The sequence below is a fragment of the Rhodococcus sp. Z6_132 genome (assembly GCF_058133635.1).
The window spans coordinates 22,477-47,286 of the sequence record NZ_JBYUNP010000001.1 but is presented as its reverse complement, the minus strand read 5'-3'; the positions used below and the strand labels follow the sequence as shown (position 1 = coordinate 47,286).

23 protein-coding genes and 1 tRNA gene are annotated in these 24,810 nt (G+C 71.8%); 9 read left to right on the top strand and 15 right to left on the bottom strand.

What is annotated here, in order from left to right; translation table 11 throughout:
* Positions 1-169: 169 nt before the first annotated feature.
* The gene (locus AC3YO9_RS00225) at positions 170-1,120 is read right to left on the bottom strand and encodes a diacylglycerol/lipid kinase family protein (protein WP_489981771.1); all 951 of its coding nucleotides are present in this window, start codon (positions 1,118-1,120) and stop codon (positions 170-172) included.
* 35 nt (positions 1,121-1,155) lie between these two features.
* Between AC3YO9_RS00225 and AC3YO9_RS00220 the strand changes: the two genes are divergently transcribed.
* On the top strand, positions 1,156-1,662 hold the full coding sequence (locus tag AC3YO9_RS00220) for a hypothetical protein (protein WP_241248946.1): 507 nt from the start codon (positions 1,156-1,158) through the stop codon (positions 1,660-1,662).
* A 25-nt stretch (positions 1,663-1,687) separates the two neighbouring features.
* On the opposite strand, the gene AC3YO9_RS00215 is transcribed toward AC3YO9_RS00220, so the two are convergent.
* The gene (locus AC3YO9_RS00215; RefSeq protein WP_489981770.1) at positions 1,688-2,326 is read right to left on the bottom strand and encodes an acid phosphatase; all 639 of its coding nucleotides are present in this window, start codon (positions 2,324-2,326) and stop codon (positions 1,688-1,690) included.
* A 128-nt stretch (positions 2,327-2,454) separates the two neighbouring features.
* On the opposite strand from AC3YO9_RS00215, the gene AC3YO9_RS00210 reads away from it, so the two are divergent.
* Positions 2,455-3,498 (top strand): zinc-dependent alcohol dehydrogenase family protein, encoded by a 1,044-nt coding sequence (locus tag AC3YO9_RS00210; RefSeq protein WP_489981769.1) that lies wholly within the window; start codon positions 2,455-2,457, stop codon positions 3,496-3,498.
* A 118-nt stretch (positions 3,499-3,616) separates the two neighbouring features.
* Here AC3YO9_RS00210 and sodN read toward each other — a convergent pair whose 3' ends face one another.
* On the bottom strand, positions 3,617-4,033 hold the full coding sequence (sodN, locus tag AC3YO9_RS00205) for a superoxide dismutase, Ni (protein WP_127783801.1): 417 nt from the start codon (positions 4,031-4,033) through the stop codon (positions 3,617-3,619).
* Between the two features lie 81 nt (positions 4,034-4,114).
* Between sodN and AC3YO9_RS00200 the strand changes: the two genes are divergently transcribed.
* Entirely contained in the window at positions 4,115-4,450 is a 336-nt protein-coding gene (locus AC3YO9_RS00200) for a S26 family signal peptidase (protein ID WP_489981768.1), read from the top strand.
* On the opposite strand, the gene AC3YO9_RS00195 is transcribed toward AC3YO9_RS00200, so the two are convergent.
* On the bottom strand, positions 4,447-5,052 hold the full coding sequence (locus AC3YO9_RS00195) for a dTDP-4-dehydrorhamnose 3,5-epimerase family protein (protein ID WP_127783799.1): 606 nt from the start codon (positions 5,050-5,052) through the stop codon (positions 4,447-4,449). The genes AC3YO9_RS00200 and AC3YO9_RS00195 overlap by 4 nt on opposite strands.
* Positions 5,053-5,316: 264 nt before the next feature.
* On the opposite strand from AC3YO9_RS00195, the gene AC3YO9_RS00190 reads away from it, so the two are divergent.
* Both AC3YO9_RS00190 and AC3YO9_RS00185 read left to right on the top strand, forming a co-directional pair.
* Entirely contained in the window at positions 5,317-6,531 is a 1,215-nt protein-coding gene (locus tag AC3YO9_RS00190; RefSeq protein WP_489981767.1) for an NAD(P)-dependent malic enzyme, read from the top strand.
* A gap of 241 nt (positions 6,532-6,772) precedes the next feature.
* Complete coding sequence (locus AC3YO9_RS00185) at positions 6,773-7,159, top strand: excalibur calcium-binding domain-containing protein (protein ID WP_127783797.1); 387 nt, start codon at positions 6,773-6,775, stop codon at positions 7,157-7,159.
* A gap of 119 nt (positions 7,160-7,278) precedes the next feature.
* On the opposite strand, the gene AC3YO9_RS00180 is transcribed toward AC3YO9_RS00185, so the two are convergent.
* From AC3YO9_RS00180 to AC3YO9_RS00130, 11 genes are all read right to left on the bottom strand, one after another.
* Entirely contained in the window at positions 7,279-8,226 is a 948-nt protein-coding gene (locus AC3YO9_RS00180) for a glycine betaine ABC transporter substrate-binding protein (protein ID WP_489981766.1), read from the bottom strand.
* Positions 8,223-8,966 (bottom strand): ABC transporter permease, encoded by a 744-nt coding sequence (locus AC3YO9_RS00175; RefSeq protein ID WP_489981765.1) that lies wholly within the window; start codon positions 8,964-8,966, stop codon positions 8,223-8,225. Before AC3YO9_RS00175 ends, AC3YO9_RS00180 begins: the two co-directional genes overlap by 4 nt.
* Positions 8,963-9,667, bottom strand: coding sequence for an ABC transporter permease (locus AC3YO9_RS00170; protein WP_346773852.1), 705 nt, complete (start codon positions 9,665-9,667; stop codon positions 8,963-8,965). The genes AC3YO9_RS00175 and AC3YO9_RS00170 overlap by 4 nt, the downstream gene beginning before the upstream one ends.
* On the bottom strand, positions 9,664-10,809 hold the full coding sequence (locus AC3YO9_RS00165; protein WP_489981764.1) for an ABC transporter ATP-binding protein: 1,146 nt from the start codon (positions 10,807-10,809) through the stop codon (positions 9,664-9,666). The genes AC3YO9_RS00170 and AC3YO9_RS00165 overlap by 4 nt, the downstream gene beginning before the upstream one ends.
* 333 nt (positions 10,810-11,142) lie before the next feature.
* Complete coding sequence (locus AC3YO9_RS00160; protein WP_489981763.1) at positions 11,143-11,319, bottom strand: DUF6104 family protein; 177 nt, start codon at positions 11,317-11,319, stop codon at positions 11,143-11,145.
* 24 nt (positions 11,320-11,343) lie between these two features.
* A complete protein-coding gene (locus AC3YO9_RS00155; protein ID WP_489981762.1) occupies positions 11,344-15,162 on the bottom strand; it encodes a multifunctional oxoglutarate decarboxylase/oxoglutarate dehydrogenase thiamine pyrophosphate-binding subunit/dihydrolipoyllysine-residue succinyltransferase subunit in 3,819 nt (1,272 codons plus the stop codon).
* Positions 15,163-15,402: 240 nt separating this feature from the next.
* Positions 15,403-16,287 carry a hypothetical protein gene (locus AC3YO9_RS00150; RefSeq protein ID WP_489981761.1) on the bottom strand — a complete coding sequence of 295 codons (885 nt, stop codon included), beginning with the start codon at positions 16,285-16,287 and terminating at the stop codon, positions 15,403-15,405.
* Positions 16,284-17,237 carry an ATP-binding cassette domain-containing protein gene (locus tag AC3YO9_RS00145; protein ID WP_489981760.1) on the bottom strand — a complete coding sequence of 318 codons (954 nt, stop codon included), beginning with the start codon at positions 17,235-17,237 and terminating at the stop codon, positions 16,284-16,286. Before AC3YO9_RS00145 ends, AC3YO9_RS00150 begins: the two co-directional genes overlap by 4 nt.
* 47 nt (positions 17,238-17,284) lie before the next feature.
* Positions 17,285-17,356, bottom strand: a tRNA-Arg gene (locus tag AC3YO9_RS00140).
* 90 nt (positions 17,357-17,446) lie between these two features.
* Positions 17,447-18,187, bottom strand: a complete 741-nt coding sequence (locus AC3YO9_RS00135; protein ID WP_489981759.1) for a DUF305 domain-containing protein — start codon at positions 18,185-18,187, stop codon at positions 17,447-17,449.
* Between the two features lie 40 nt (positions 18,188-18,227).
* A complete protein-coding gene (locus AC3YO9_RS00130; RefSeq protein WP_489981758.1) occupies positions 18,228-19,169 on the bottom strand; it encodes a thioredoxin-like domain-containing protein in 942 nt (313 codons plus the stop codon).
* Between the two features lie 133 nt (positions 19,170-19,302).
* Here AC3YO9_RS00130 and argS point away from each other — a divergent pair, with 133 nt between their 5' ends.
* The 4 genes from argS to thrC are packed head-to-tail and all read left to right on the top strand — an operon-like array spanning position 19,303 to position 24,807.
* Positions 19,303-20,955 (top strand): arginine--tRNA ligase, encoded by a 1,653-nt coding sequence (gene argS, locus AC3YO9_RS00125; RefSeq protein WP_489981757.1) that lies wholly within the window; start codon positions 19,303-19,305, stop codon positions 20,953-20,955.
* A complete protein-coding gene (gene lysA, locus AC3YO9_RS00120; RefSeq protein ID WP_127783789.1) occupies positions 20,952-22,400 on the top strand; it encodes a diaminopimelate decarboxylase in 1,449 nt (482 codons plus the stop codon). The genes argS and lysA overlap by 4 nt, the downstream gene beginning before the upstream one ends.
* A complete protein-coding gene (locus tag AC3YO9_RS00115; protein ID WP_489981756.1) occupies positions 22,400-23,722 on the top strand; it encodes a homoserine dehydrogenase in 1,323 nt (440 codons plus the stop codon). The genes lysA and AC3YO9_RS00115 overlap by 1 nt, the downstream gene beginning before the upstream one ends.
* Positions 23,719-24,807, top strand: coding sequence for a threonine synthase (gene thrC, locus AC3YO9_RS00110; RefSeq protein WP_127783787.1), 1,089 nt, complete (start codon positions 23,719-23,721; stop codon positions 24,805-24,807). The genes AC3YO9_RS00115 and thrC overlap by 4 nt, the downstream gene beginning before the upstream one ends.
* The last annotated feature ends 3 nt before the right edge of the window (positions 24,808-24,810 follow it).

Sequence of the window (24,810 nt, the reverse complement as noted above, 5' to 3'; positions counted from 1 at the left end):
GCGCCGTTTCGTTTGGGCGGCGTGGGTGTTCGAACGCCCAAGGGAATCTGGGCTGTTGCTTGTGAATGCTTTCACGAACCAGTCCGATGTCAAGAGTTTCGGATCCGGTCGTGCTGCATGTCACGATCATGTGACCAACAGTGAACACGCACGTTTCGCCATAGCGGTTCTACCTGTTCGGTTGTACCAGCACTTGCACTGCGTCCGCGACTGTGCTGAAGAAGACCTTGTCGTGAAGGCCCAGGTAGTCGCCGTCCAGCTGGAGCGCGGTGGGCTCCTCGCACCACACCCGCACAGTGGGCACGTCGTCCTCGCGGAGCAGCCGACGCGCCCGGGGACTGCCTCGGCGGGTGAGCATCTGGGGCACCACTCGGGCGAGGGTCGGCCACCGCAGGCTCTGCAGCGCGAACACCCCCAGACCGCCCGCGAAGGTCGTTCCGGGATTGGTCCGAACTGGATGGTTTCCCCAGTACGTCCACGGATCGGAATTTGTGACGATCACCACGTGCAAGCCGTTCACCGGGGCCGCGTCACCGATCTGCGCGGACAGCGCGGGCGCGTGGTGCTTGGCGCTGAAGTAGTGGCGCACAGCCGACCACACGTAGCGCAGGGGGGTCGCGGGCTTGCCGTTGCCGCGGTGGCCCTCCACGGTGTGCACCACCTCCGCGTCCCAGCCCAGCCCGGCGTTGAGCAGGAACCAGCGGTCCTCGGTGTGGCCGAGGCCAAGCGAGCGCCGGTGTCCTGCGGTGATGGCCTCGAGGAGCTGCTCGGTGGCCTCGATGGGGTCGGTGGAGATGCCCAGCGCCTTGGCGAAGACGTTGGCCGAACCACCGGGCACCACCGCCAGGGCGGGCCGGTGGGTGCCGCGGGCGTCGTCGTGCTGGGCGGGCGGGCCGAGGAGGCCGTTGACCACCTCGTTGAGGGTGCCGTCGCCGCCGAGCACCACCACCAGGTCCATGCCGTCCCGGCGGGCGGCCTCGGCGAGCTCGGTGGCGTGCCCGCGCCGGTCGGTGTGCGCCACCGTCAGGTCCAGCCGGCTGGACAACGCACTGGTCAGCACGGTGCGGGCGGCTGCGCTCGCGGTTGTTGCGTTGGGGTTCACAACCAGGAGTGCGCGCACAGCGGTGAAGAATACGGGTGCCCTAACCTGGGGGGGTGGCCGATGGCAGCTCGAACACCTCGTGGGAGTCCCGCAGCGCTCGTGGAGCCCGAAGGGCGCCCCGCCGTGGGGCGCCCGCGCCTGAGCCGAGCACCGGCTCGCTGACCGCCCCGTGGACCATCCGGGCCGGCGGCGTGGCGCTCGGTGTGCAGGCGGCCGTCGCGCTGGTCCTCGCGGTGGTGCTGGCCGTGCGCACCGTGCTGGGCCACTTCCAGTCCACCACCCTCGGCTACGGCACCGCGGTGATGTTCGCCGTCCTCGGCGCCGGGGTGCTGGTCATCGGGGTGACGCTGGTGCAGTCCAGGCGCGGCGGGCGCGGGCCCGGCATCGTCATGGAGGTGCTGCTGCTGCCGGTGGCCTGGTCGCTGCTCACCGACTCCCACCAGGTGGCGCTCGGCCTGGTCCTCGGCGCGGTGGTGCTGGGCACCCTCGCGCTGCTGCTGTGCGCACCCTCCCAGGCGTGGTCGGCCGAGCAGTTCGGGCTGGCTCACGAGGACGACTGAGCAACGTCCCGCCCGCCCCCGACGCTCAGGGCGGGGTCACGTTCATCGCCGCCAGCCGGGGGTAGCCGTGGTCGTGGCCGAGGATGGCCAGCCCGCCGGGTGACAGCGCGAAGTGCACGCCGGCGGTCACCGGCAGCCCGATCCAGCGGGCCATGAGCACGCGGGAGAAGTGTCCGTGACCCACCAGCACCACGTCCCGGTGCGTGATGAGCTCCCGGGCCCGCGCCAGCACCGCGTCGGCGCGCTCCTGCACGACACCGGGACGCTCGCCGGCGGGGGTGTCGTGGGTCCACAGCGTCCAGCCCGGCACCTCCTGCTGGATCTCCTCGGACGTGCGGCCCTCGTAGTCGCCGTAGTCCCACTCGGCCAGCAGGTGGGTCGTCTCCGCCACGGTGAGCCCGGCCAGCCGTGCGGTGTCCAGGGCGCGTCGACGCGGGCTGGACATCACGAACGGGTCGGTGAGGTGCTGGGCGGCCAGCAGCCCCACCAGGCGCGACGCCTGCTCGCCGCCGGCGTCCGTGAGCGGCACGTCGGTGCGCCCGGTGTGCTGGCCCGACTCCGACCACTCGGTCTGTCCGTGCCGGAGCAGGAAGACCTGTCCAGGGCCGCCTTCCTGCGGCTCGCTGGCAGCGGCTGGGGAAGAGGGGGGTGCCGGCGGGCTCATGGCCCCATGGTGCCGTGCCCGGTCGGTGCTCGCGGACCGGGACCGCGCACGGCCGCTCGCCAGCGGCGCGGGCCCTCGCCGAGCCGACCTACCCTCGAGGTGACGGGGGCGGGGCAGAGGAGGTCGGGATGTACGCAGTCGTCTACCACGGTCCAGGCAAGAAGGCGTGGGAGGAGGTGGAGGCACCCTCCATCAGAGCCGACGGGGACGCGATCGTCCAGGTGGACACGGTCACGATCTGCGGCACCGACCTGCACATCCTCGGCGGTGACGTCCCGGCGGTGGTGGACGGGCGCATCCTCGGGCACGAGGCCGTCGGCACGGTGGTGGAGGTCGGCCCCGGGGTGCGCAACACCAAGGTCGGCGAGCGGGTGCTGGTCTCCTGCATCACCGCCTGCGGGGTGTGCCCGTACTGCCGGCAGAGCCGCTACGGGCAGTGCCTCGGGGGCGGCGGCTGGATCCTGGGCCACAAGATCGACGGCACCCAGGCGGAGCTGCTGCGGGTGCCCTTCGTGGACACCTCCACCTACTCGGCGCCGCCCAGCGTCACCGACGAACAGCTGCTGATGCTGGCCGACATCATCCCCACCGGCTACGAGGTCGGCGTGCTCAACGGGCAGGTCAACCCCGGCGACACCGTGGTGGTGGTGGGCGCCGGACCCATCGGGCTGGCCACCATCCTCGGGGCGCGGCTGCTCAGCCCCGCGCGCGTCATCGCTCTCGACCTGGCTGACACCCGGCTGGAGGCCGCCCGGCGCTTCGGTGCCGACGAGGTGATCAACAACGGCACCGAGGACGCGCTCGCGCGGGTGCTGGAGCTCACCGACGGGCTCGGCGCGCACGTCGCCGTGGAGGCGGTGGGCGTGCCGGCGACGTTCGAGCTGGCCACCCGGCTGGTGCGCGCTGGCGGGCACGTGGCCAACGTAGGGGTGCACGGCTCACCGGTGTCCCTGGCCCTGCAGGACCTGTGGATCAAGGACGTCACCATCACCACGGGCCTGGTCGACGCCTACTCCACCCCCACCCTGCTGCGGCTGCTCGAGAACGGCCGGCTCGGGGTGACCGAGATGGTGACCCACCGCTTCCCGATGTCGGAGTTCATGGCGGCCTACGACGTGTTCTCCCGGCCGGAGGAGACGGGAGCGCTCAAGGTGGTGCTGAGCCGGTCCTAGCGACCCGGCCCGCCGGGCCCTGCCGACCTGCTGGTCCGCGGACGCACGACGGCCCCGATCCGCGCGGGTGCGCGGGTCGGGGCCGTGTGCTCACCGGGCGGGATTGACCCGCCCAGGATCAAGCAGCCTGCTTGGTCTCCCAGAAGATGCGGTCGATCTCCGCGATCTGGTCGAGCAGCTCCTGGCCGGTGGTGGGGTCGTTCGACGCCTTGACGCCGCCCGCGCCGCCGCCCGCCTTCTTGGTGGCCTTGTTGAACAGCTCGTGCAGCTCCGGGTACTTCTCGAAGTGCGGCGGCTTGAAGTAGTCCGTCCAGAGCACCCAGAGGTGGTGCTTGACCAGGTCGGCCCGCTGCTCCTTGATGAGCAGCGCGCGCTCACGGAACGACGGGTCGTCGTTGCCCTGGTACTTCTCCTGGATCGCCTTGACCGACTCGGCCTCGATGCGAGCCTGCGCGGGGTCGTACACACCACACGGGAGGTCGCAGTGTGCGGTGGCCTCCAGTGCGGGGCGGACGAGACGGGACAGGAAACCCATGTGTCCTCCTAGAGTTTGTGATGCTTCGACCGGACAAACCTTACTCGCGCGATCAACAAGCAGCAGAAAGGAAGCCGCTCAGTGACGGCACTACCGGGTTGGCTTCCGCGTCGGGTGCTGGTGCGCGGGCCCTCCATGTCACCGACGCTCGCCGACGGCGACGTGGTGCTGGCCCGCCTCGGCGCCCGGGCCCACCCAGGGATGGTGGTGCTGGTGCGCTGGGACGCCCGTCCGGAGCAGCTGTCGGTCAAGCGGGCCCGCACCCGGCTGCCGGACGGCACCTGGCACGTACTCGGCGACAACTCCTACGGATCCACCGACTCCCGCGCCCTCGGCCCCGCGCGGGTGGTGGGGACGGTGCCGGTGCGGCTGTGGCCCCGCCCGCAGCGGCTGCGGGCGGGGCAGCCGCGGGGCTAGGCCCGGTCGAGCAGGTCGCTGCGCCGCTGTGCGCACGCCGCCATGGTGGGGAGCTCGCCGGCGGCGCGCGCCTGCTCCAGCGTCGGGGCGTCGCGGTCCTTGTCGGAGAGCACCAGGTCGAGCTCGGCCGGCCACGGCAGCGCCAGCGCGGGGTCGAGCGGGTTCACGCCGCGCTCGCCGGTGGGGTTGTAGCCGGTGGAGCACAGGTAGACCATCGCGGTGTCGTCGTCGAGGGCGACGAAGGCGTGGCCCAGCCCCTCGCTGAGGTACACCGCGTTGCCGCGCCGGGCCTCCAGCAGCACCGCGGTGTGCTGGCCGAAGGTGGGGGAGTCGGTGCGCACGTCCACGATCACGTCCAGCAGGCTGCCGTTGGCGCAGTACACGTACTTGGCCTGGCCCGGGGGCACGTCGGCGAAGTGCACACCGCGCACCACCCCACGGCGGGAGACGCTGTGGTTGGTCTGGGCGACGGTGAGGCTGTGCCCGACGGCCTCCACGAAGGCCTCCGCCTGGAACGGGGCCACGAAGTGCCCGCGGTCGTCGGGAAACACCGGGGGCTCGAACTCCCATGCGCCCGCAACGGGCAGCTCGCGTGACTTCACGCGCTCAATCTAGCGGCCGGGTGCTGCGGCACCGCCCAGCCGCGCGCCGGGTGAGGCACTGCACAGTGCGCGCCGCCCCTTGGCGGCGTCCGTGGCGTCGGTGCCACAATGGCGCAATCGTGGGCTGACCGTCCCCGGCACCCGCGCCGCCTGCGCGACTGGCCGATCGCCACTTGCTCGTGCTGCCCGTGCCGCTACCCGGTGCACGGGGCACCACTGAGCTGCAGGTGCACTTGTCAGCCATCTCTTGCTGGAGGCCCCGCCGTGTCCACCACCTCTGTCCCACCCGTCGCCGACCAGCAGGGAACGCAGGTAGTGACGGACGAGGAGATCTTCCTGGCGCACGAGGGCGGCAAGCTCTCGGTGCAGACCACCGCCCCGCTGGACTCGGCCCGCTCGCTGTCCATCGCCTACACCCCGGGCGTGGCCAAGGTGTCCAGCGCCATCGCCACCGACCCTGAGCTGGTCAACCGCTACACCTGGGCCTCGCGGCTGGTCGCGGTGGTCAGCGACGGCACCGCGGTGCTCGGCCTGGGCGACATCGGCCCTCGCGCGTCGCTGCCGGTGATGGAGGGCAAGTCGGCGCTGTTCAGGAGCTTCGCCGGCCTCAACTCCATCCCGCTGGTGCTCGACACCACCGACGTCGACGAGATCGTGGAGACGCTGGTGCGGCTGCGCCCCAGCTTCGGCGCGGTCAACCTCGAGGACGTCTCCGCCCCGCGCTGCTTCGAGCTGGAGCGCCGCCTCGTCGAGGCGCTGGACTGCCCGGTCATGCACGACGACCAGCACGGCACCGCCATCGTGGTGCTGGCTGCCCTGCGCGGCGCCGCCCGCGCCACCAACCGGGAGCTGACCAGCCTGCGGGTGGTCATCTCCGGTGCCGGCGCCGCCGGCGTCGCCTGCGCGGAGATCCTGCTGGCCGCGGGCATCGACGACGTCACGGTCATCGACTCGCGCGGCATCGTGCACCCCGGTCGCACCGACCTGAACGAGATCAAGGCCGGGCTGGCCGTCCGCAGCAACCCGTCCGGGCGCACTGGCGGCCTGGCCGAGGCGCTGCACGGCGCCGACGTGTTCCTGGGGCTGTCCTCGGCCACCGTCGCCGAGGAGCTGGTGGCCACCATGGCCCCCGGTGCGATCGTGTTCGCGCTGTCCAACCCCACCCCGGAGATCCACCCCGACGTGGCCGCCCGCCACGCCGCGGTGGTCGCCACCGGCCGCAGCGACTTCCCCAACCAGATCAACAACGTGCTGGCCTTCCCCGGCGTGTTCCGTGGGGCGCTGGACTCCGGTGCGCGGCGCATCACCGAGGGTATGAAGCTCGCGGCCGCCCAGGCCATCACCGACGTGCTCGGGGACGACCTGGACGCCCAGCACATCGTGCCCAGCGCGCTCGACCCCCGGGTGGCGCCGGCCGTGGCCGCCGCGGTGGCTGCTGCGGCGATCGCCGAGGGTGTCGCCCCGGCACCGGTGTCCTAGACCACCCGTCCCGAGTCCACCGGCACCGGTGAATGGTTGTCGCTCACGCTGCTTTCCATGGCGAGGGGTGCTCACTGACCATTGCGCAGGGTTGATCGGCGCCTGGAAATACACACAGGTCATTGCTAATTACCAATAGTCACAATGGACTCGCGGTAATGGGCAAAGCGATTGCTGAGCGCAAAAAGGGCAGGGAGGATGTGCGGGAGACCGGCGCTACCGCTGCACGGAGGGGCTGACCATGACTGCCAAGCACGCCGCCCGACCACGCACGAGGTGGACGCCGCGGACGCCCCGCAAGCGCTGGCTGGCTCTAGGGGCCACCGTCGTTGCTGGGCTGGTGGTGGTGGGCCTGCTCGCGGCGCAGGAGCCGCACAGCCCCGCTCCGGCTCCCCTGGCCAGCAGCACCCCGGCGCCGGCCCCGAGCGCTCAGCCCACGCCGAGCCCGACGACGGTGTTCGTCACGGTGCCGGCCAAGCCGACGTTCCGGACCTGCGCCGACGTCTATGCCGAGGGCGTGGCTCCCCTCATCCGGGGCAAGGATCCGTCCTACCGTGCCGACCTGGACATCGACCGGGACGGAAGGGCGTGTGACACCCAGCCTCAGCCCACCCGAGCACCGCGCTAGGTTGCCGGCGCCCAGTCCTGCGACTGGGTGACCAGCACCCGGGCGAGGGCCTGGAGACCACTCGAGCCGGGGGCTGCGCGACGATCTCGCGCAGCCCCCGGCTCGGGTTCGGCGTGGTGCTACTTCTTGTTGGCCAGGTCGGCGATGGTCTTGAGGTTGTGCTTCTCCGCGGTGGCCCGGGTGACCACGATGCAGTCGGCGTCCTGGGCGGCGGACTTCTCCAGCACCTGCAGGCTGGCGGGCAGCGCCTTCTGCAGCGCGGCGTACACCTCGTCCGGGCTGGTGGCGGTGGCGTCCTTGTCCAGGTAGGACAGCGCGGAGCCGGTGTACTCCGGGATCAGGTCGATGGAGCCGTCCTGCAGGCCGGGGAAGTACTTCTCCCGGCTGCCGATGCTGAAGCTGGTGCTGATGTCGGCGCCCTGCGCCTGCAGCGCCTGGGTGTAGATGGTGGCCAGCAGCACGTTCTCCGGGAAGTTGGCCGAGCCCACCGTGAGGCTGGTGCCCTGGGCGGCGGTGCCGGTGCTGTCCAGACCGTTGCTGCGCAGCCACTCCTTGGCCACGTCCGCCGGGTTCGCCTTGTCGGTGACCACCTTGGCCAGCGCGGCGCTGAGCCCCTCGGTGTCCAGCTTGGCGGAGATGGCGTTGAGGGTGCTGGAGACGCCGGGGGTGACCTTGTTCTTGTTGATCACCGGGACGACGTTCTCCGCGGCGAAGTTGTTCTTGGGGTCGGCGAGCACCACGAAGTCGTTGGCCGCGATGGAGGGGTCGGTGGAGAACAGGTCGGCGGCGTCGATCTGGCCGTTCTTGAGCTGGTTGATCGTCACCGGGCCGCCGGTGTCGGTCACCTGGTACTTGGCGAAGGAGACGCCGTAGGTCTCGGCCAGCCCGGGCACGCCGTCGCTGCGAGTCTGGAACTCCGCCGGCCCGCCCAGGATCATGGTGCTGGCGATGGTGTCCGACGCGCCAGGGGCGGCGGCGGGATCGTCGGTGGAGCTGTCGGCGCCGCAGGCGGTGACCAGCGAGACCAGGGCGACGGCAGCGGTCGTGGCGAGGATGGTGCGTTTCATTGCTCTCCTGTGGTGAGGACGGACGTGCGGGTGGTGGGGGTGCGGCGGAACCGGCCGGAGATGCCGCGGGAGACGGTGCAGCGCTGCACCAGGGTGAGGAGCAGCTCGGCGAGCAGGGCCAGCGCGGCCACCAGCACGCCGCCGCTGATCATCTGCGGGAAGTCCTGCTGGGCCAGGCCGTCGTAGATGAACCGGCCCAGCCCGCCCAGGGTGACGTAGGAGGCGATGGTCGCGGTGGCGATCACCTGCAGGGTGGCGGCGCGCAGCCCGGAGTACATCAGCGGCAGGCTGCACGGCAGCTCCACCTGCCGCAGCACCTGCCAGGGCGTCATGCCCATGCCCACGGCGGCGTCGCGGGCGGCGGGGCTGACGCTCTGCACGCCCGCGCAGGTGTTGGACAGGATCGGAGGCACCGCCAGCAGCACCAGCACGATCTCGGTGGGGATGACGAAGCCGGTGTCGGTGCGGCCCTGGAAGTGCGGCGAGATGACGATGGTCAGCAGCACCAGCACCCCCACGCTGGGCAGGGCCCGCAGGGCGTTGGCCGCGGTGACCAGCCAGGTGGCCCGTCCGGTGTGGCCGATGGCCAGCCCCAGGGGCAGCGCTACGACCAGCGCGATCACCACGGCGATCACGGAGAAGCGCACGTGCGTGACCAGCTGGTCGGTGATGCCCGTCATCGCGTAGGTGCCGCGCCAGTGCGACGGGTCGTTGAGCCAGGTGAGCACGTCGCCGATCATGCGACCGCCCTCCGCCACGGGGTGAGCACGCGGGTGAGCAGCACCAGCGCCGCGTCGAGGGCCAGGGCGAGCAGCACGCACAGCCCGATGCCCAGCACGATGGGCGGGTAGTAGGGGTCCGGGGTGGACAGCTGGAAGCCGACCACGAACAGCTGGCCCAGGTTGGCCATGCCGATGGTGCCCGCGATGGCCACCATGCTGACGTTGGACACCGTGACCACCCGCAGGCCGGCGATGATCACCGGTGCGGCGATGGGCAGCTCCACGGTGGCCAGCCGGCGGGCGCGGCCGTAGCCGATGGCGGTGGCGGCGAGGTTGACCTCCTCGGGCACCGAGCGCAGCCCGTCGGCGACCACCCGCACCAGCAGGGCGGTGGAGTACACCGACAGCGCGATGGGCACCTGCAGCGGGTCCAGGCTCTGCAGGCCCAGCAGCGGCGGCACGAGCACGAACAGCGCGATGGAGGGGATGGTGTAGAACAGCCCCGTCGTGGTCAGCAGCGGCGTGTACAGCCAGCGGTAGCGCTGGGCGAGCCACCCCAGCGGCAGCGCCACGAGCAGGCCCACCACCACCGGCAGCACCGACAGCCACGCGTGGTCGGCCAGCCAGCCCAGCACCTCCGGGCGGTGGTCGGTGAAGTAGCTCCAGAACTGCAGCGGCGAGGACCCGGGGCCCGCGGCGCTCACCTCGTGGGTGGTCACGGGGCGGTCATCGCCTGGTCGGCACGGCCCTGCCGGTCGGCAGCGGCACGGCTCCGGGTCTGCTCCTCGATGCGCGCCACCACCTCGGAGGTGGTCACCGTGCCGAGCAGGCGGCTGTCGCCGTCGACCACCACACCGCGCCCGCTGGGGGAGGACAGCGCCGCGTCCAGGGTCTCGCGCAGCGTGGCCGACTGGGTGGCCAGCGTGCCGCCGAGGTTGAGCAGGTCGGCGGTGACGGTGGTGGTGCGGGTGGTGCGCACGTCCAGCCAGCCCTGCGGGCGTCCCTGCTCGTCGGTCACCAGCACCCAGCCGTCGCGGGCACTGTCGCGGGCCGCCGCCGTGGGCGCGCCCAGGGCCACCACGGCTTCCTCGGTGAGGGCCAGCTCGCCGGCAGCGGCGAAGCCCAGCGCCCGGTAGCCGCGGTCGCGGCCCAGGAAGCCGGCCACGAACGGGTCGGCCGGGCGGGCCAGCAGCTCAGCGGGGGAGGCCAGCTGGGCCAGCGCGCCCCCCACCCGCAGCACCGCCACCTGGTCGCCCAGCTTGATCGCCTCGTCGATGTCGTGCGTGACGAAGATGATGGTCTTGCCCAGCTCACCCTGCAGCCGCAGGAACTCCTGCTGCAGCTGCTCGCGCACCACCGGGTCCACGGCGCTGAACGGCTCGTCCATCAGCATCACCGGGGGATCGGCCGCCAGGGCCCGGGCCACGCCCACCCGCTGGCGCTGGCCGCCGGAGAGCTGGGCGGGGTAGCGGCCGCCGAACCCGGCGTCCAGGCCCACCCGCTCCAACAGCTCCGCCGCGTCCAGGCGGGCCTGGCGCCGGCGCACCCCCAGCAGCATGGGCACCGAGGCGACGTTGTCCAGCACCGTGCGGTGCGGGAACAGCCCGGCCTCCTGGATGACGTAGCCCATCCCGCGGCGCAGCTCGGTGGGGGCGATGTCGGCGGTGTCGCGCTCGTCCAGCCAGATGGTGCCGCTGGTGCGCTCCACCATCCGGTTGACCATCCGCAGCGAGGTGGTCTTGCCACAGCCGGACGGGCCCACCAGGACGGTGATCTGTCCGGACGGAGCCGTCAGGCTGAGGCCACCGACGGCGGTGGTTCCGTCGGGGAAGGTCTTGGTCACGGAGTCGAACCGGATCATCAGACGATCACTTCCGTTGGGCGCACACCAGGTGCGCACGTGTGTGCGACCGCCGGGGCGCCAGTCGCACGCAGCCACTGGCGCCGGCAACGACCGGGTTGCAGCTCACGGACGGGGTCTGCCGATGGCGGCGAGCCCGCCGGCATGGCTGAACGCTGCTTGGGCCGGGACCATCTAACCGGGTCACGGCCGTCGAGAGGGCCCGATGAGACCCAAACGTGACTTGACGCTGCTCACAATTGGTGCCGCGGCCCCCGGGGAGCGCACGACGAGGGGGACCAGCGTCCGCGGACGCTGGTCCCCCTCAGGGTCGGTCACTCGGACCGGGGCGACTCAGAGGTCGTCGGAGTCGTCCCGGGCCAGGAAGGTCGCCAACCGATCGGTGGCGTTCTCGAACTCGGGGTAGAGGTCGACGAACACCCGCATCTGGCCGGCCAGCCAGGACAGGCTCACCTGCTCCTCGCCACGGCGCTCCTCGAGCTCCTCGATCCCGCGATCAGTGAAGTACACGTGCGCTCCGCGACTGGTCGGCGCTCACGCGAACGCGGCGTCGATCAGGTCGGCCTGCTCCACCGCGTGCACCTTGGACGAGCCGGCCGAGGGAGCCGCCATGGCCCGGCGGGACACCCGACGCAGCCGCAGCCGGTCGAAGTACTCCGGCAGCAGCTCGGGCAGCGCCAGGCCGTAGTGCGGCCACGCGCCCTGGTTCGCCGGCTCCTCCTGGACCCAGCGCACCTCCTCGACGTTGGGGTAGCGGTCGAGCGCGGCGGCCAGCCGCTTGCGGGGCACCGGGTACAGCTGCTCCACCCGGACGATCGCAGTGTCGGTGATCTCGTCCTTGGCCTGCTTGGCCGCCAGCTCCCAGTAGAGCTTGCCGCTGCACAGGACCACCTTGGTGACCTCCTCGCGACGCTTGGCGGCCTCCGTGTCCTCGAACGTCGGGTCGTCGATGACGGAGAGGAAGCGGCCCTTGGTGAAGTCCTCCACCGAGCTGACCGCCACCTTGGAGCGCAGCATCGACTTGGGCGTGAACACCACCATCGGACGCTGCACGCCGTCCATGGCGTGGCGGCGCAGCAGGTGGAAGTAGCTGGCCGGGGTGGACGGGACGGCCACCATCATCGAGCCCTCGGCGCACAGCTGCAGGAACCGCTCGATGCGGCCGGAGGTGTGGTCGGGACCCTGGCCCTCGTGGCCGTGCGGCAGCAGCAGCACCACGTTGGAGCGCTGGCCCCACTTGGCCTCGCCGGAGGAGATGAACTCGTCGATGATGGACTGCGCGCCGTTGACGAAGTCACCGAACTGCGCCTCCCAGAGCACCAACGCCTCGGGGTCGCCCACCGAGTAGCCGTACTCGAAGCCCACCGCGGCGAACTCGCTGAGCGCGGAGTCGTAGGCCAGGAACTTGCCGGTCTCGCCCTCCTCGCCCAGGCTGCTCAGCGGGGAGTACTCCGCGCCGGTCTTGCGGTCGATCACCACCGAGTGGCGCTGGGTGAAGGTGCCACGGCGGGAGTCCTGGCCGGACAGCCGCACGTTGCGGCCCTCCATCACCAGCGAGCCGAAGGCCAGCAGCTCGGCGAAGGCCCAGTCGATCTTGCCCTCGCGGGCCATCTTGGCGCGCCGCTCCAGCACCGGCTTGACCCGGGAGTGCACGGTGAAGCCCTCGGGCAGGTTCACGTGCGCGTCGGCGATGTGCTCGAGCACCGAGGCGTCCACCGACGTCACCAGGCTGGTCGGGACCACCTGGTCGGACTCCACCGACGGGCTGGGCTTGACGGCGTACTTCTCCAGCTCGCGCACCTCGTTGAAGACCCGCTCCAGCTGGCCCTGGTAGTCGCGCAGGGCGTCCTCGGCCTCCTTCATGGAGAGGTCGCCGCGACCGATCAGGGCCTCGGTGTAGCTCTTGCGGACGCTGCGCTTGGTGTCGATGACGTCGTACATCTTCGGCTGGGTCATCGAGGGGTCGTCACCCTCGTTGTGGCCGCGGCGGCGGTAGGAGATGAGGTCGATGACCACGTCCTTGCCGAAGGCCTGGCGGTAGTCCACGGCCAGCTTGGCCACCCACACGCAGGCCTCGGGGTCGTCGCCGTTGACGTGGAAGATCGGCGCGCCGATCATCTTCGCCACGTCGGTGCAGTACTCGGTGCTGCGGGCGTGCTCGGGAGCGGTGGTGAAGCCGACCTGGTTGTTCACCACGATGTGCACGGTGCCGCCGGTGCGGTAGCCGCGCAGCAGCGCCAGGTTCAGCGTCTCGGCCACCACGCCCTGCCCGGCGAAGGCGGCGTCGCCGTGCAGCATCAGCGGCATCACGGTGAAGCCCTCCTCACCGCGGTCGATGAGGTCCTGCTTGGCCCGGACGATGCCCTCGAGCACCGGGTCGACGGCCTCCAGGTGCGAGGGGTTGGCGGTGAGGGAGACCTTGGTCTCGCCGTCGCCGAACATCTGGATGTACTTGCCCTCGGCGCCCAGGTGGTACTTCACGTCGCCGGAGCCGTGCGCCTGCGTCGGGTTCAGGTTGCCCTCGAACTCGGTGAAGATCTGCGAGTAGGGCTTGCCGACGATGTTGGCGAGGACGTTGAGGCGGCCGCGGTGCGGCATGGCGATGACGACCTCGTCCATGCCGTGCTCGGCGGCGGAGTCCAGCACGGTGTCCATCATCGGGATGACGGACTCGCTGCCCTCCAGGGAGAACCGCTTCTGCCCGACGTACTTGGTCTGCAGGAAGGTCTCGAAGGCCTCGGCGGCGTTGAGCCGGCTGAGGATGTACTTCTGCTCGCCCAGGCTGGGCTTGCTCGGCGGGACCTCCACGCGGGACTGGATCCAGGCCAGCTGCTCCGGCTCCAGGATGTGCATGTACTCCACGCCGACGCTGCGGCAGTAGGAGTCGCGCAGCACGCCGAGGACGTCGCGCAGCTTCATCCGCTCCTTGCCGCCGAAGCCGCCGACGGGGAACTCGCGGTCGAGGTCCCACAGCGTGAGGTTGTGGCTGAGCACGTCCAGGTCGGGGTGCTGGCGCCGGCCGTAGTGCAGCGGGTCGGTGTCGGCCATGAGGTGTCCGCGGTTGCGGTAGGCCTCGATGATCTCCAGCACCCGGGTGCTCTTGTCGACGGCGCTCTCCGGGATGTCCTGGCGCCACCGCACGGGCTCGTAGGGCAGGCCCAGGGACTGGAAGATGTCGTCGTAGAAGTTGTTCTCGCCCAGCAGCAGGTTGTGCACCACGCGCAGGTAGTCGCCGGACTCGGCGCCCTGGATGATGCGGTGGTCGTAGGTGGAGGTCAGCGTGAGGATCTTGCTGACGGCCATCTTGGCCAGCTGCTGGTCGCTGGCGCCCTGGAACTCGGCGGGGTACTCCATGGCGCCCGCGCCGATGATCGCGCCCTGCCCGGCCATCAGGCGGGGCACGGAGTGCACGGTGCCGATGGTGCCGGGGTTGGTCAGCGAGAGGGTGGTGCCGGCGAAGTCCTCACCGGTGAGCTTGCCGTTGCGGGCGCGCTTGATGAGGTCCTCGTAGGCGGACCAGAACTGGTTGAAGCTCATGTTCTCGCAGGCCTTGATGGAGGCCACGACGAGCGAGCGATTGCCGTCCTTGCCGGGCAGGTCGATCGCCAGGCCGAGGTTGACGTGCGCCGGCGTGACCACGTGCGGCTTGCCGTCGATCTCCGCGTAGTGCCGGTTCATCCCGGGGAAGGACTCCAGCGCCCGCACCAGGGCGTATCCGAGGAGGTGGGTGAAGGAGATCTTCCCGCCGCGGGTGCGCTTGAGGTGGTTGTTGATGACGATGCGGTTGTCGAACATCAGCTTGGCGGGGATGGCCCGGACGCTGGTCGCGGTGGGGACCGTCAACGAGCTGGTCATGTTGCGCACCACGGCGGCCGAGGCGCCGCGGAGGACCTTGGACTGCTCGGTGGGCTCGGCGTCGGCGTCGGCGTCGGTGCTGCTCGCGCCGTTCTTGCCCGCACCGTCCTTGCTGGGGGCCTTCGGGGCGGGCTTGGCCGGAGCGGCCTTGCCGTTGGCGCCGCCGTTGGAACCGTTGCCGGCTGCAGGCTTGGGCGAGTCGGCCTTCTTGGGAGCCTCGGGCTTCTCGTCGCGAGGGGCCGGCTTCGTCTTGGTGGTGGTGCCACCACCGGAGGAGGAACCGGCAGACTTCTCCCCGGAGGCTGCGGCCCCGGCTGGCGCAGCCGCGCTGCTCCCGGCCGAGTCACCCTCAGCCGCACCGTTGCTCGTGGGGCTGTAGTCGGCGAAGAACTCGTGCCACGACGCGTCCACGGACGACGGGTCGTCCTGGTAGCGCTGGTACATCTCGTCAACTAGCCACTCGTTGGGCCCGAACTCGGACGCTGAACCGCTCGACACGGAGGCGTTCCCCTCTTTTCCATGCTCGTCTTGGCAACACACCGCTACATGCAGGTTAGCCTCATCGGATATTCGCCACGCTTCCGGACGCGCGCTGGCATCGTGCGCGTGGCACTGCGCCTACGTGGAGATTCACGCCGAGGTTCGGTCACCGGCCTCCCAGCGGGCGACACAGCGGACCCGCGAGTGCCGACAGCTCCGCGCGTCCTTCGTGTTCCGCCACCCGTCCACGGGCTGCGGTCAGGAGATGTCGCGCTCCCGCACCGCCCACCACCCGGCCAGGCAGGCCACCAGCACCCACAGCGCGAACACCGCGCCGCTGCCCCACCACGGCAGGGCCCCGGCCGGCAGCACCTCCTCGAAGGCCGACCGGGAGCGCAGCGGTGCCCGGCCGACCACGAGGTCGGTGGCGAGGCGGCTGACCAGGGTGCCGCTGGCGGAGCCGGGCAGCAGGTCGGCCAACGGCTGCGCGCCCACTCGACCGAGCAGCGCGTCGGCCAGCGGGCCCACGCCCAGCCGCAGTGCCAGCGCCGCCAGCAGAGCGAGCACGTCCAGGGGCACCAGCGCGCCGAAGGCCACGCCGATGAGGGTCCACAGGGTGACCACAGCGGTGCCCGCCACCGCCACCGCGAGGAACTCCCCGAGGGGCGGGAAGGCTGCCCAGCCGCCGGCAGTGAGCCCACCCAGGGTGGCCGCGAGCATCAGCGCGACGCCGTAGACCAGGCCCAGCCCGCCGTAGGCGACGAGCTTGGCCGCCAGCACGGCCCCGCGGGAGGGGGTGGCCACGTAGGTGGCGCCCAGCGTCACGGCCCGCGCCTCACCGGCGTAGGCGGTCACCCCCAGGCAGAGGGTGAACACCGAGGTGACCCCCGCGCTGTAGGACAGGCTGACGCCCAGCAGGGACGGGAAGCTGCCGCCGAGCTGGCGCAGCGTCTCGGTGTCGGCGAGGCCGGCGATGGCCCCACCGGCAACGCTGATGAGGTAGCTGACCACCACCGCGGGGATCAGCAGGAGCCACCACAGCATGCCGAAGCGGATCTTGCGCAGCTCCGCGCGCAGCGGTGCCAGGCCGAGGGCGTCGAGGTCGTGGCCCGTCGCGGCGGGGTGGCCGGCGACGCTGCTCATGCCGTGCGCCGTGGCGCGGGGGTGCCGCTGTCCAGGTGAGCGCGCACGGCCTGGTCCAGGTCGGGGTGCTCCTGCTGCACGTGCCGCACGGTGATGCCCGCGTCCCTGGCCACCGCCACGATGTCGTCGGCACGGGCCCCGCGCACCGCGATGCGGCCGTCGGGCACCCACACCACGTCGGTGACGCCGCGGTGCACCAGTGCTCTGGCCAGTCCGGCGGCGCTGGAGCTGGCCACCAGCGCCCGGCTGCCCATTCCGGCCAGCAGCTGCCGGGTGCTGCCCTGGAAGGTGCAGGCGCCGTCGTGCAGCACCACCAGCTGGTCGACGGCCTGCTCCAGCCCGGCAGCGCGCTCGGCGGTCAGCAGCACCGTGCCGCCACCGGCGGCGTGGGTGCGGAGCACGCCCGTCAGCCATCGCTGCTCCGGCGGCGGCAGCTCGCGCAGCGGCTCGTCCAGCACCAGCAGCGGCGGGTCGCCCAGCAGCGCCGCCGCCAGGGCGAGGCGCAGCCGGCCTGGCGGGGGAAGCGGCCCGACGCGGCGCGAGGCCATCGGGGCGAGGCCCACCGTCGCCAGCACCTCCTCGACCCGCCGGTCGGGCACCCCGATCGCCGCGGCGGTCACCAGCAGGTGCTGGCGCAGGGTGTGGCCGGCACGCATGCCGCGGGGGTCGAGCACCGCGCCGATGGTGCGACCGGGGCGGGGCAGCGCGCCGACCGGGGCGCCGTTGAGGGTGACGCTGCCGGAGGTGGGGGTGACGAGCCCGAGGAGGGCGCGCAGGGTGGTGGACTTGCCGCTGCCTGCTGGGCCGACGAGGGCGCAGACGGTGCCTGGGTGCACGGCGAAGGAGAGCTGGCGCACGGCGGGGCCGGCGCGGAAGGTCTTGCTGAGGCTCTGCACCTGGACGGTGACGCTGGGAGGAGCCGACCGGCCGGCGCTGAGGCTCCGGGTCACGGTGGTTCCTTCCTGCTGACCTGCGCGAGCGGGTTCAGGATGGTGGGTGCCCCCGGCAGGATTCGAACCTGCGCTTCCGCCTCCGGAGGGCGGCGCTCTATCCCCTGAGCTACGGGGGCCCGACAGTCCGCGTGCGGACCGTCGTGCCGTGACGGCCTGACGAGACTAGCGCACCGCGGTCGGGCTGCCGACCACGGTCCGCCCCGGGGCTAGTTGCCCAGGGGCAGGGGAGTGGCCCCGCGCTGGGTGAGCAGGTCGCTCAGGTAAGTGGACTCCGCCTGCTGCGTGGCGGCGGCCTGCTTGGCCAGGTTGCGCACCACCGGCTCCACCGCGCGGTCGGCGGCGTGGCTGAGCATCTCGGCCCCGCCCTGGTGGTGGCGCAGCATCAGCTGCAGGAACAGCGTGTCCAGCTCGGGGCCGGTGGCGGCGCGCAGCTGGGAGATCTCCGCGGCGCTGGCCATGCCGGGCATCGTGGCCGCACCCGCGCCGGAGCTGCTGGCGGCGCCGTGGTGCCCGCCCGCGTCGCTCATCCAGGTCATGTAGGCGCCGCTGGGAGCCAGTGGTCGACCCCACAGCGAGAGCCAACCCTGCATCTGGCCGACCTGGGCCAGCTGGCTGGTCATGATGTCGAACGCCAGGCTGCGCACGTAGGGGTCCACGGCACCGGTGTAGGCCACCGTGGCCATCTGCACACCCTGCTGGTGGTGCACGGTCATGTCCTGGGCGAAGCCCACGTCCACCGAGTCGGCGGCGGGCACGCTCAGGTTGTCCCCGCTGGAGGGCAGCCCGAGCGTCGCGCCCAGCCCGAACCCGACCGCCAGCACCGCCACCAGCGCGAGCGCCAGCACCACGACCCGCTGACTGCGCCGGGGCGGCGCCTGCTGCGTGCCGACGGGGGCGCCGGCGCGGTCAGTGACGGTCGGGTCTGGGGTGGTGTGCTCGCTGGTCACGGTGTCCTTGGTCGGTCGGGTTCGGGTGGGTGCGTGGCGGTCAGCTACCTGCCGGTGCGGGCGCGGCGGGAGCCGGAGCCGGAGCGGCGGGGGCAGGTGCGGCCGGAGCCGGTGCCGGAGCCGGAGCGGGGGCGGCCGGGGCAGCCGGCGCGGCCGACGGGGCGGGCTCCTGGCCGTTGGTCAGCGCGGACTCCGTGCCGGCACCGTTCATCGGCACCGCGGTGGGGCCGGGGGCGCTGGCGTCGAAGGCCGGCGGGTTCTCCGGGTCGAACAGGCTCGGCTCACCGGCGTCACAGCTGGCACCCACCTCGGGGTAGGTGTTCGGGTTCACCTTGAGAGCGCTGATGAACTGCGACACCCGCTCGTCGTTGACGTCGTCGAGCTTGAGCTGGTGACCCCACGACTGCAGCGAGAAGGCCGAGTCCAGGCCCGGGTAGGGCGACATCATCAGGTACGGCTGTCCCTCGACCTTGGCCTTGAGCGTGTCCACCTGCTCCGCCGAGAGCACGTCCGGGTTGTAGGTGATCCACACCGCGCCGTGCTCCAGGGAGTGCACCGCGTTCTCCGTGCGGATGGCGCTGGGGTAGACGTTGCCCAGGCAGGTGGCCCACACCTGGTCGTGCGGTCCGCCGAAGGGCGGGGTCTGGTCGTAGGCCACTCGCTGGTTGGCCTGGATGTGCTGGCCGGCCGCGTAGTCGATCTTGATCACACCGTCGATCCCGGTGGAGGGATCGGTGTTGCTGGCGCTGGGCACGAAGCGCTGCGCGTCGGCGCGCTCCTGGTACTTGGGCACCAGGTAGGCGGCGATGGTGGCGACGAGCGCCAGGACGACGACGCCGGCGCCCACCGACAGCCAGGGGATCTGCCGATCCTTGACCACCGACTTGCTGCTGCTGCGACTCTTGCTCTTTGCCGCCTGCAGAGCCTTGGCCGACTTGGCTGCACTGCTCGACTGCGGGCGGTTGCTCTTGCCACTGGGCATCGGTGGGTTGTCCTCACTTGTCCGGTTACCGGCACCGGCGCGATCTGGGTGGTTCCTGCGGTCCGTACCACTGTACGAGCATCCTGAGCACCGCTGCTCTGCTCCGGGCGGCCGGAACCTAGGATGGTCTGCCGTGACCCCTGCCGACCTCGCCGAGCTTCTCCGCGCCACCACCTCCGAGGTGCTCGCCCAGCGCGAGCTCGACACCGCGGTGCTCCCCGCCACGCTGACCGTGGAGCGCCCGCGCAACCCCGAGCACGGCGACTACGCCACCAACGTGGCTCTGCAGGTGGCCAAGAAGGTCGGTGTCCCCCCGCGCGAGCTGGCCGGCTGGCTGGCCTCCGCGCTGTCCGCGGTCGAGGGCATCGCCTCGGCCGAGGTGGCCGGGCCGGGCTTCCTCAACATCCGCCTCGACGCCGCCGCCCAGGGGGCGATCATCCGGCGCGTGCTCACCGAGGGCGCCGCGTACGGGGCCGGGCAGCTGATGGCCGGCACCAAGGTCAACCTGGAGTTCGTCTCCGCCAACCCCACCGGGCCGCTGCACATCGGCGGCACCCGGTGGGCCGCGGTGGGTGACGCGATGGGGCGCATCCTCACCACCCAGGGCGCCGACGTCACCCGCGAGTACTACTTCAACGACGCCGGGGCGCAGATCGACCGCTTCGTGCGCTCGCTGGTCGCGGCCGCACAGGGCCAGCCCGCCCCGGCCGACGGCTACGCCGGGGAGTACATCGCAGACATCGCCAAGCAGGTCACCGACGCCCGCCCGGACGCGATGGCGCTGCCCGAGGCCGAGCGCGACGAGGTGTTCCGCCGCGTCGGCGTCGACCTGATGTTCACCGAGATCAAGCGCAGCCTGCACGAGTTCGGGACCGACTTCGACGTGTTCTTCCACGAGAAGTCGCTGTTCGAGTCCGGCGCGGTCGAGCGGGCGGTCAACCACCTCAAGGAGTCCGGCAGCCTCTACCAGGCCGACGGCGCCTGGTGGCTGCGCTCCACCGAGTTCGGTGACGACAAGGACCGCGTCGTCATCAAGAGCAACGGCGAGTCCGCCTACATCGCCGGTGACATCGCCTACTTCCAGGACAAGCGCGCGCGTGGCTTCGACCTGTGCATCTACATGCTCGGCGCCGACCACCACGGCTACATCGGCCGGCTCAAGGCCGCAGCTGCCGCCTTCGGTGACGACCCGGACACCGTGGAGGTGATGATCGGGCAGATGGTCAACCTGGTGCGCGACGGCAAGCCGCTGAAGATGAGCAAGCGCGCCGGCACCGTGGTGACGCTGGAGGACCTGGTGGAGGCGGTCGGCGTGGACGCGGCCCGCTACGGGCTGATCCGTTCCTCGGTGGACTCCAACATCGACCTCGACCTGGACCTGCTGGCCCGGCAGACCAACGACAACCCGGTGTTCTACGTGCAGTACGCGCACGCCCGGCTGTCCGCGCTGGCCCGCTCCGCGGCGGCGCTGGGCATCGACTTCGCCGACGCCGACCTGAGCCTGCTCACCCACGCCCGGGAGGGTGACCTCATCCGGACGCTGGGGGAGTACCCACGGGTGCTGGCCAGCGCCACCGAGCTGCGCGAGCCGCACCGGGTGGCGCGCTACCTGGAGGAGCTGGCGGGCACCTACCACCGCTTCTACGACTCCTGCCGCGTGCTGCCGCAGGGTGACGAGGACCCCACCCCGCTGCACGCTGCCCGGCTGGCCCTGTGCGCCGGTGCCCGTCAGGTGCTCGCCAGCGGCCTGGGGCTGCTCGGCGTGAGCGCCCCGGAGCGGATGTGAGGGCGCACCCGGCCGGGCCGCGCCACGGCGAGGGCGACGGCGGCTCCGGCCACGTCTCGCTGGGCAACCTGCCCGAGCGGCCCAGCACCCCCGCCGAGCTCAACGACCTGCCCGCCGCGGTGTGGCCGCGCAACGCCCACCGCGGCGAGGACGGCGTGCTCCGGGTCGCCGGCGTCGACGTCCGCGAGCTGGCCGCCGAGCACGGCACCCCGCTGTTCGTGGTGGACGAGGACGACTTCCGCACCCGCTGCCGGGAGATGGCCGAGGCCTTCGGCGGTCCCGAGCACGTCCACTACGCCGCCAAGGCCTTCCTGTGCGGGGAGATCGCCCGCTGGGTGGCCCAGGAGGGGCTGTCGCTGGACGTCGCCTCGGGCGGTGAGCTGGCCCTGGCTCTCTACGCGGACTTCCCGGCCGAGCGCATCGCCATGCACGGCAACAACAAGTCCCGCGGTGAGCTGGCCGCGGCGGTGGAGGCCGGCGTCGGCTCGGTGGTCATCGACTCCCTGCAGGAGATCGACCGCCTCGACGAGGTCGCCGCCGAGCACGGCACGGTGCAGGACGTGCTCATCCGCGTCACCGTCGGCGTGGAGGCGCACACCCACGAGTTCATCGCCACCGCGCACGAGGACCAGAAGTTCGGCTTCTCCCTCGCCGGCGGCGTGGCGGCCGACGCAGCGGCCCGGGTGCTGGCGGCCGAGCACCTGCGCCTGGTGGGCCTGCACAGCCACATCGGCTCGCAGATCTTCGACGTGGACGGCTTCGAGGTGGCGGCGCACCGCGTGGTGGGGCTGCTGCGCACCCTGGTCGACACCCACGGCGCCGAGCGGCTGTCCAACCTCACCACCCTCGACCTCGGTGGCGGCATGGGCATCTCCTACCTGGCCTCCGACGACCCCCCGCCGGTGCGCGAGCTGGCCGCCAGCCTGCGCAGCATCGTCGCCTCGGAGTGCGCCGCAGTCGGCCTGCCCGACGTGGCCGTCGCCGTGGAGCCCGGTCGCGCCATCGTCGGGCCCACCACGCTCACCCTCTACGAGGTGGGCACCATCAAGGACGTGCGCCTCGGTGGCGGCAGCGAGGCCCGGCGCAACACCCGGCGCTACGTCAGCGTCGACGGCGGGATGAGCGACAACCTGCGCACCGCGCTCTACGACGCCAGCTACACCTGCTCCGTGGTCTCCCGCGCGAGCGCCGCCGACCCCGTGGTGGCGAGGGTGGTGGGAAAGCACTGCGAGAGTGGTGACATCGTGGTGCGCGACACCTGGTTGCCCGGCGACGTGGCGGCCGGGGACCTGCTGGCCGTCGCGGCCACCGGGGCGTACTGCTACTCGATGTCGAGTCGGTACAACATGCTGACCCGACCCGCTGTGGTTGCTGTCCGAGAAGGAGTCGCGCGGGTGATCCTGCGGAGAGAGACCATGGCCGACCTGTTGAGCTTGGAAGCGTGATGAACCAACACCGCAACAGCGGGGACGAGCGCTGCATCGGAGTGGCCCTGCTGGGCTGCGGAACCGTGGGCTCGGAGGTGGTGCGGCTGCTGGAGTCGCAGGCCGCCGAGCTGACCGCCCGGATCGGGGCGCCCATCGTGCTGCGCGGCATCGCCGTGCGCCGGGCCAACCGGCACCGGGACGTGCCCGCCGAGCTGCTCACCACCGACGCCGCGGCCCTGGTGGCCCGCGACGACGTCGACGTGGTGGTGGAGGTGGTGGGCGGCATCGAGCCGGTGCGCACCCTGCTGCTGACGGCGCTGCGCGCGGGCAAGTCCGTGGTCACCGCCAACAAGGCGCTGCTCGCGGAGTACACCGCCGAGCTGGCCGAGGCTGCCGACGCCTCCGGTGCCGACCTGTACTTCGAGGCGGCGGTCGCCGGGGCCATCCCGATCGTGCGCCCGGTGCGGGAGTCCCTCGCCGGTGACCGCATCACCAAGGTGGTGGGCATCCTCAACGGCACCACCAACTTCATCCTGTCGGCGATGGACTCCACCGGCGCGGGCTACGCGGAGACGCTGGAGGAGGCGGGCCGGCTGGGCTACGCCGAGGCCGACCCCACCGCCGACGTCGACGGCTTCGACGCTGCCGCCAAGGCCGCCATCCTGGCCAGCCTCGCCTTCCACACCCGGGTGACCGCCGCCGACGTCTACCGCGAGGGCATCCGAGCGATCAGCGCCTCGGACATCGCCGCGGCCAAGGCGCTGGACTGCACCGTCAAGCTGCTCGCGCTGTGCGAGCGCGTGGTGGGCGAGGACGGCGTCGAGCGCGTCTCCGCCCGGGTGCACCCGGCGATGGTTCCGCGCTCGCACCCGCTGGCCGCCGTGGACGGCGCGTTCAACGCGGTGGTGGTGGAGGCCGAGGCCGCCGGTCGGCTGATGTTCTACGGCCAGGGTGCCGGCGGCGCCCCCACCGCGTCTGCGGTGCTGGGCGACCTGGTGTCGGTCTCGCGCAACCTGGTGCACGGCGGGCGGGGCCCCCGGGAGTCCACCTACGCCGAGCTCGAGGTCGCGGACATGGGGCAGACGCCCACCCGTTACCACGTGAGCCTGGACGTGCCCGACCGTGCCGGCGTGCTGGCCGCAGTGGCCGGCGAGTTCGCCAAGCGTGACGTGAGCATCTCGGTGGTGCGCCAGATCGGCCACGGCGAGGGCGCCTCCCTCGTGGTGGTCACGCACACCGCGAGCGACGCGGCGCTGGCCGATACTGTTGCGGCGCTCAGCGATGCGCCGTTCGTGACCGCGGTGACCAGTGTTCTTCGGGTAGAAGGTGGAACCCCATGATCGAGCTCGACCGTCCGACCGCAGTGCACCGCCCGTGGCCGGGTGTCATCGAGGCCTACCGGTCGCGGATGGGGCTGCCCGAGGGCACCCGGGTGATCACCCTGCACGAGGGTGGTACCCCGCTGGTGCACGCCGCGCACCTGTCCGAGCTGACCGGGTGCGAGGTGCACCTCAAGGTCGAGGGCGCCAACCCCACGGGTTCGTTCAAGGACCGCGGCATGACCATGGCGATCACCGACGCGTGGGCCCGCGGCCAGCGCGCCGTGATCTGCGCCTCCACCGGCAACACCTCCGCCTCGGCCGCGGCCTACGCCGCCCGCGCGGGAATGACGTCGGCGGTGCTGGTGCCCGAGGGCAAGATCGCCATGGGCAAGCTGGCCCAGGCCGTCATGCACGGCGCCAAGATCGTCCAGGTGCGCGGCAACTTCGACGACTGCCTGGAGCTGGCCCGCAAGACCACCGCCGAGTTCGAGACGATCGCGCTGGTCAACTCGGTGAACCCGGCTCGCATCGAGGGCCAGAAGACCGCTGCCTTCGAGGTGTGCGACGCCCTGGGGCGCGCGCCCGACGTGCACTGCCTGCCCGTGGGCAACGCCGGCAACATCACCGCCTACTGGAAGGGTTACCGCGAGTACCGCGCCGAGGACATCACCGCGACGCTGCCGCGCATGCTCGGCGTGCAGGCTGCCGGTGCCGCTCCGTTGGTCAACGGTGCCCCGGTGAGCGATCCGGAGACCATCGCCACCGCCATCCGCATCGGCTCACCGGCCTCCTGGAACGGTGCGATGGCGGCCAAGGACGAGTCCGGTGGCATGTTCCGTGCCGCCACCGACGAGGAGATCCTCGCCGCCTACCGCCTGGTCGCCGCCCGTGAGGGCGTCTTCGTGGAGCCGGCCTCCGCCGCCAGCGTGGCGGGCCTGCTGGCCGCGCACGCCGAGGGCTGGCTGGAGCCGGGCTCGCTGGTGGTCTGCACCGTCACCGGCCACGGCCTCAAGGACCCCGCCACGGCACTGCTGGGCATGGTCGAGGTCGAGCCCATCGGCGTCGACCCGGTCGCGGTCGCCCGCGCGCTCGAGCTGGCCTGACCG

Excerpts from the sequence above, each read along its gene's own strand:
- AC3YO9_RS00215 (WP_489981770.1), bottom strand. The coding sequence starts at position 2,326 with ATGAGCCCGCCGGCACCCCCCTCTTCCCCAGCCGCTGCCAGCGAGCCG.
- AC3YO9_RS00210 (WP_489981769.1), top strand. The coding sequence starts at position 2,455 with ATGTACGCAGTCGTCTACCACGGTCCAGGCAAGAAGGCGTGGGAGGAG.
- sodN (WP_127783801.1), bottom strand. The coding sequence starts at position 4,033 with ATGGGTTTCCTGTCCCGTCTCGTCCGCCCCGCACTGGAGGCCACCGCA.
- AC3YO9_RS00185 (WP_127783797.1), top strand. The coding sequence starts at position 6,773 with ATGACTGCCAAGCACGCCGCCCGACCACGCACGAGGTGGACGCCGCGG.
- AC3YO9_RS00180 (WP_489981766.1), bottom strand. The coding sequence starts at position 8,226 with ATGAAACGCACCATCCTCGCCACGACCGCTGCCGTCGCCCTGGTCTCG.
- AC3YO9_RS00175 (WP_489981765.1), bottom strand. The coding sequence starts at position 8,966 with ATGATCGGCGACGTGCTCACCTGGCTCAACGACCCGTCGCACTGGCGC.
- AC3YO9_RS00165 (WP_489981764.1), bottom strand. The coding sequence starts at position 10,809 with ATGATCCGGTTCGACTCCGTGACCAAGACCTTCCCCGACGGAACCACC.
- AC3YO9_RS00150 (WP_489981761.1), bottom strand. The coding sequence starts at position 16,287 with ATGAGCAGCGTCGCCGGCCACCCCGCCGCGACGGGCCACGACCTCGAC.
- AC3YO9_RS00130 (WP_489981758.1), bottom strand. The coding sequence starts at position 19,169 with ATGCCCAGTGGCAAGAGCAACCGCCCGCAGTCGAGCAGTGCAGCCAAG.
- AC3YO9_RS00115 (WP_489981756.1), top strand. The coding sequence starts at position 22,400 with ATGAACCAACACCGCAACAGCGGGGACGAGCGCTGCATCGGAGTGGCC.
- thrC (WP_127783787.1), top strand. The coding sequence starts at position 23,719 with ATGATCGAGCTCGACCGTCCGACCGCAGTGCACCGCCCGTGGCCGGGT.